The organism is Kitasatospora sp. NPDC007106, from assembly GCF_040634455.1.
GTDB lineage: Bacteria > Actinomycetota > Actinomycetes > Streptomycetales > Streptomycetaceae > Kitasatospora > Kitasatospora arboriphila.
Map to the genome: position 1 here is coordinate 1 of NZ_JBEYFP010000417.1, position 5,302 is coordinate 5,302.

The 5,302-nt window shown below is 75.5% G+C and carries 5 protein-coding genes and 1 pseudogene; 2 read left to right on the forward strand and 4 right to left on the reverse strand.

The annotated features are described in order from the left end of the window. Nucleotides 1-43 precede the first annotated feature (43 nt). The 3 genes from ABZ641_RS24985 to ABZ641_RS24995 form a co-directional block, all read right to left on the reverse strand. Nucleotides 44-982, reverse strand: coding sequence for a 5'-3' exonuclease (locus ABZ641_RS24985; RefSeq protein WP_344621707.1), 939 nt, complete (start codon nt 980-982; stop codon nt 44-46). A 31-nt stretch (nt 983-1,013) separates the two neighbouring features. Next, nucleotides 1,014-2,129 (reverse strand): cation diffusion facilitator family transporter, encoded by a 1,116-nt coding sequence (locus ABZ641_RS24990; protein WP_344621636.1) that lies wholly within the window; start codon nt 2,127-2,129, stop codon nt 1,014-1,016. Between the two features lie 174 nt (nt 2,130-2,303). Beyond that, nucleotides 2,304-3,032 carry a gamma-glutamyl-gamma-aminobutyrate hydrolase family protein gene (locus ABZ641_RS24995; RefSeq protein ID WP_344621637.1) on the reverse strand — a complete coding sequence of 243 codons (729 nt, stop codon included), beginning with the start codon at nt 3,030-3,032 and terminating at the stop codon, nt 2,304-2,306. 138 nt (nt 3,033-3,170) lie between these two features. Here ABZ641_RS24995 and ABZ641_RS25000 point away from each other — a divergent pair, with 138 nt between their 5' ends. Continuing rightward, on the forward strand, nt 3,171-3,830 hold the full coding sequence (locus tag ABZ641_RS25000; protein ID WP_344621638.1) for an SDR family oxidoreductase: 660 nt from the start codon (nt 3,171-3,173) through the stop codon (nt 3,828-3,830). A 73-nt stretch (nt 3,831-3,903) separates the two neighbouring features. Then, nucleotides 3,904-4,992 (forward strand): DUF2510 domain-containing protein, encoded by a 1,089-nt coding sequence (locus ABZ641_RS25005; protein ID WP_359985079.1) that lies wholly within the window; start codon nt 3,904-3,906, stop codon nt 4,990-4,992. Nucleotides 4,993-5,036: 44 nt separating this feature from the next. Here the strand turns inward: ABZ641_RS25005 and ABZ641_RS25010 are convergent. Further along, a pseudogene (locus ABZ641_RS25010) lies at nt 5,037-5,302 on the reverse strand (amino acid deaminase/aldolase); the annotation flags it as partial.

The window sequence follows — 5,302 nt, forward strand, 5'->3', positions numbered from 1 at the left end:
GGGTGATCCCCGCGCGCCCGGCGGCACCGCCCCCGCAGCCGCATCAGGACGCGGCGTCCGCCAGGACGGCGACGACGCGTTCGAGCGAGCCGCCGAGGCCCCAGCGTTCGGCGAGCGCCTCCAGGGCCATCGGGTCGAGGGGCTCGGCGGGCAGGGCCGGGTCGAAGGCGGGCAGCGGCACGTCGGTGGCGACCCGGACGACCGTGGGCGCCACGTCCAGGTAGGCGGCGCCCTCCAGGAGGTTCTTCCGCCGGGCGGGGGTGAGCTTGGAGGTCGGGTCGGCGGCCGCGGCGCGCACCCCGGCCAGGTCGCCGTAGCTCTGGATCAGCTGGGCGGCGGTCTTCTCGCCGATCCCCTTGACCCCGGGCAGGCCGTCGCTGGCGTCGCCGCGCAGCGCGGCCATGTCCGCGTACGAGGCCCCGCCGACGCCGTACTTCTCCAGCAGGTGGGCGTTGTCGATGCGTTCGGCCGAGCCGACGCCCTTGACCGGGTAGAGCACGGTGACGCCGCGGGCGTCGTCGACCAGCTGGAAGAGGTCGCGGTCGCCGGTGACGATCTCCACCGGCCCCGCGGCGCGGGTGGCAAGGGTGCCGATGACGTCGTCGGCCTCGTAGCCGGGGGCGCCGACCCGGGCGATGCCGAGGGCGTCGAGCACCTGCTCGATCACCGGCACCTGCGGGGAGAGCGTGTCGGGGATCTCCTCCTCGCCCTCGACCGAGGGCTCGGCGGCCAGCCGGTGCGTCTTGTAGGTGGGGATGAGATCGACCCGCCACTGCGGGCGCCAGTCGGCGTCCATGCAGGCGACCAGCTGGTCCGGCCGGTGGTCCTGGACGAGGCGGGCGATGAAGTCGAGCAGCCCGCGGACGGCGTTCACCGGCTCGCCCTCGGGGGACTTCAGGGACTCCGGGACACCGAAGTAGGCACGGAAGTAGAGGCTCGCCGTGTCGAGCAGCATCAGTCGCGGTGCGGTCACCCTCCGCATCATGCCGTACCCGTCCGACGGCCGGGAGCCGTCAGTGCCGGTGCGGACCGCTGCGGTGCACGGGGCCGTGCGCGTCCGCGCAGTGCTCCTGCCCGTCGGCCGCGGCCTGCCCGTCGGCCTCCGCCGAGCGGCCGATCTGCAGCAGCTCCTGCGGCCCCTCCTCGCCGACGTGGTCGACCTGGAGGGTGGCGTGGGCGATCCCGTACTCGTCGCGGACCCGGCGCTGCAGCTCGCGGCGGACGGCGTGGCAGTCCCCGCCGGGGGCGACCAGGATGTGCGCGGACAGCGCCGGCTCGCCGGAGGTGATCTCCCAGATGTGCAGGTCGTGGATCTCCTCGACCAGCGGCACCGCGACCAGCCGGTCCGCCACGGTGTCCGGGTCGACGCCGGCCGGGGCGGCCTCCAGGAAGATCCGCGCGGAGTCGCGGACGAGCCCGGTGCCGGCCCGCAGCATCAGCCCCACCACCACCAGCGAGGCGATCGCGTCCGCCTGCACGAACCCGGTGAGCATCACCACGAGGCCGGCGATCGCGGTCGCGATGAAGGCGTAGAGATCGGTGAGCACGTGCTGGAAGGCGCCCTCGACGTTGAGCGAGCTGCGGTTGGCCCGGGACATGCACCAGGTGGCCGCGAGGTTGACCACGATCCCGACCAGTGCGGTGTACAGCACCAGCGAGCCGTGCACATCCGGCGGGTCGATCAGCCGGGTGACCGCCTCGTAGCCGAGCCAGGCGGAGAGCACCAGCAGGGTGACGCCGTTCGCCTGGGCGGAGAGGATCTCGGCCCGCTTCAGGCCGTAGGTGTAGCCGCCGCGGGCGGGCCGGGCGGCCAGCCGCATGGCGACCAGGGCGAGCGCGATCGAGGCCGCGTCGGTCAGCATGTGCGCGGCGTCCGAGATCAGCGCCAGCGAGGAGGCCGCCAGGCCGACCACGACCTCGCCCGCCATGAAGACGGTGATCAGCACCAGGGCGGAGACCAGCCAGCGGCGATCGGCGTCGGCGGACACCCCGTGGCCGTGCGCGTGGCCCTTCCCGCCGTGCCCGTGCCCGTGGTGGGCGCCGTGCCCGTCCGCCGCGTGGTCGTGGTCGCCGTGTTCGTGCAGGGCCGTCCCGTGCGCGCCGCGGTCGTGCTCGTGCTCGCCGGCCATCGGAGTCCTCTCGTGCACGTGCTGCCCGTGCGGGCGGCGGACACCGCCCGCACCCGAAGTGAACCCCAGAACGGACGAAGATCCAAAGCCTGCACTGGTGACCGTTGTCGTTGCCGCGCAGGGCCGTCCGGGCGACGGCGCCGCGATCCCCCGCGCGGCCGGGCCGGGCGCGGGTCAGGCGGTGACGGCGGCCTGGGCGCGCACCGCGGCCGCGGTCCGTACCAGCGCGGTCATCAGCCGCAGGTCGTCGCCCTGCTCGGGGTGCCACTGGACGCCGAGGGTGAACCCGGCGCCCTCGATCGCCTCGACCGTGCCGTCCTCGGCCCAGGCGGACACCGACAGCCCCTGGCCGAGGCGGTCGACCGCCTGGTGGTGGTAGGTGGGGACGTCCACCGAGGGGTCCGGCAGCAGCTCGCCGAGCAGGGTGCCGGGCACCGGCCGCACCGCGTGGCGCCCGTAGGTGCCGGGTGCGCCGATGTGGCCGTGGTGGCCGACCACGTCCGGCAGGTGCTGCAGCAGGGTGCCGCCGCGGACCACGTTGAGCAGCTGCATGCCGCGGCAGATCCCGAGCACGGGCAGTTCGGCGGCGAGCGCGGCGCGCAGCAGCGCGGACTCCCAGACGTCCCGCTCGGGCTCGCCGCCGTCGGTCTCGGGGTGGCGGGCGGCGCCGTAGCGGGCAGGGTCGATGTCGGCGCCACCGGCGATCACCAGCGCGTCGATCCGGGCGACGGCGTCGGCGGCGTGTTCGGCCGCGTCCGGCGGCAGCAGCACGGCGAGCCCGCCGGCGGCCTGCACCACGGACGGGTAGCGCTCGGCCAGCAGGACGGTGCGGATGCTGTCCCAGCGGCCCCAGGCCGCGTCGAGGACGGAAGTGCTGATGCCGATCACGGGCCGAGGAGTCATGGCGGGCATTCTGCCTCCTCACGGGCCGCCGCGGCGCGATCGGGCAGTGCGGCACGCGCCACACCACCGCCGTCGGCGGTACGACGTACGGTAACCGTGTCGTGTCGGAACGTGCTCGGCGAGTGGCGGAGGTGCCCGATGGCGGGAGCGGAACCGGGGGTGCCCCGGCGGTTGGCCGGCCGGGTCGCGGTGGTGACCGGGGTGAGCGGATTCGCGGGGGAGGCCGGGGCCGCGGTGGCCCGGCGGCTCGCCGCGGAGGGCGCCCGGGTGGTGTGCGCGGACCCGGACGAGAAGGCGGGGCAGGCGGTGGCCCGTTCGGTGGGCGGCCTGTTCGTCCACACCGACCCGCTGGACGAGTACATGGTGGAGGCGCTCTTCGACGAGGCGTACGAGACCCTCGGCGGGGTGGACGCGGTGGTGAACGGCCCGTGCGGGGCGCCGCCCGCCGACGGCCCGGCGCTGGAGGTGCCGCCGGACACCTGGCGGGTCGTCCAGGACACCCGGCTGACCGCCGTCTTCTTCTGCTGCCGGGCCGCCCTGCCCTACCTGCGGCGGCACGGGCACGGGTCGGTGGTCAACCTGGCCGGTCCGGCGGCCGAGGGCGGGCTGGCCGCCGCGGTCGCCGCGGCCGGGGTCGGTGCGCTCACCCGGGAGCTCGCGGACGCCTTCGGGCCGGAGGGCATCCGCTTCAACGCGCTCGGCGGCGGCGACGCGGAACGGCTCGCCGCCGCGGCGGCCTGGCTCGCGAGCGACGACTCCGCCGGGGTCAACGGCAGCCTGGTCCGATTCTCACCGTAATCTCATCGCGAACAGGGCGTTTCGACCCTCCTGCTGATATGGCGCTTATCCGCCCGCCCTTAGATTCGATGGCGTGAGCGAGCAGATTCCCGCCGGGTGGTACCCGGACCCGAAGGACACCAGCGACCCCCGGCCCGAGCGCTACTGGGACGGCAAGGGCTGGACGGCGACCACCCGTCCCGCACCCGGTGCCGAGACGCCCGCACCCGGTGCCGAGGCTCCCGCAGCGGCCCCCGGGGCGGCCGCGGACGGCGACGGGCCCACCGTGATCGAGGGCCGCGTCCTGGACGACGGGCCGACGGTGCGCTACCCGGAGATGCCCACGGCCGTCCAGGCCCCGCCGAAGCCCCGCCGGCGCCCCTCGCGCCCGGTGGTCGTGGCGGCGGCCGTGGCCGCGGTGGCCGGCCTCGCGGTCGGATCCGGCATCACCTACCTGGCCATGGACGACGACGGCGACGGGGCCTCGGCGGCCCGGCCCTTCGACGGCCGCTACCGCCTCGGCGGCAACGGCTCGGACGGCTTCGGCTTCCCCGGCCTCCCCGGTCAGAACGGCGGCCAGGGCGGGGGGAGCGGGAACGGCCAGGGCGGTGACGGCCCGGGCGGCGGGAACGGCAGTGGCCAGGGCAACGGCCAGGGCGGCAACGGCCTCGGCCGCGGCGGCCGGAACGCCTCGACCGCCGTCGACGTGGTGAACGGCATCAGCCTGCCGGTGCCCTCCGGCTGGCAGGGCGCCACCACCCCCGACGGGCACGCCGCGCTCTCCATCGGCTCGTACACCTGCCCCGACGGCAAGGGCACCTGCTCGCTCGGCGGCGCCTTCACCGACACCGTCGAGGGCAGCGACGCCAAGCAGGCCGCCCTCACCGACATCGCGGCCGCGGCCAAGGAGGCCTACGGCGACGTGAAGTCCCACGAGGAGCTCAAGTCGGAGGCGGTCACCGTCGCCGGGCGCAGCGGCTACCTCGTCCGCTGGAAGGTCGACGCCCCGCAGGGCAACGACGGCTACGTGGAGACGGTGGTCTTCCCCGGCGCGAAGGCGGGCAGCCTGGTCGCCGTCCACCTCGGCTTCGACATCGCCGACAAGGCGCCCGACCTCGCCCAGATGGACACCATCGTCAAGGGCATCGCCACCGCCCAGGTGAGCGGCCCCGGCGGCACCTGACGGATCCTCGGCCACCCGGCGGGGGCGCACCCACCTCCGAGGACTCAGAGGAAGGTGCGCCCCTCGCCGCGGTAGGTCGGCACCGTCTCCACCACCCGGTCGCCCTCGACCAGGTGCAGCTCCGCGAAGCGCTCGCACAGCTCGCCGGCCTTGGCGTGCCGGAACCACACCCGGTCGCCGATCAGCAGGTCGTCGGCGGCCGCGCCGAGCAGCGGCGTCTGCACCTCGCCCGCGCCCTCCTGCGGGTCGTAGCGCAGGCCCTCCGGCAGGTACGGCACGGGGGAGCGGTCACCGCCGGCCGGACCGGAGG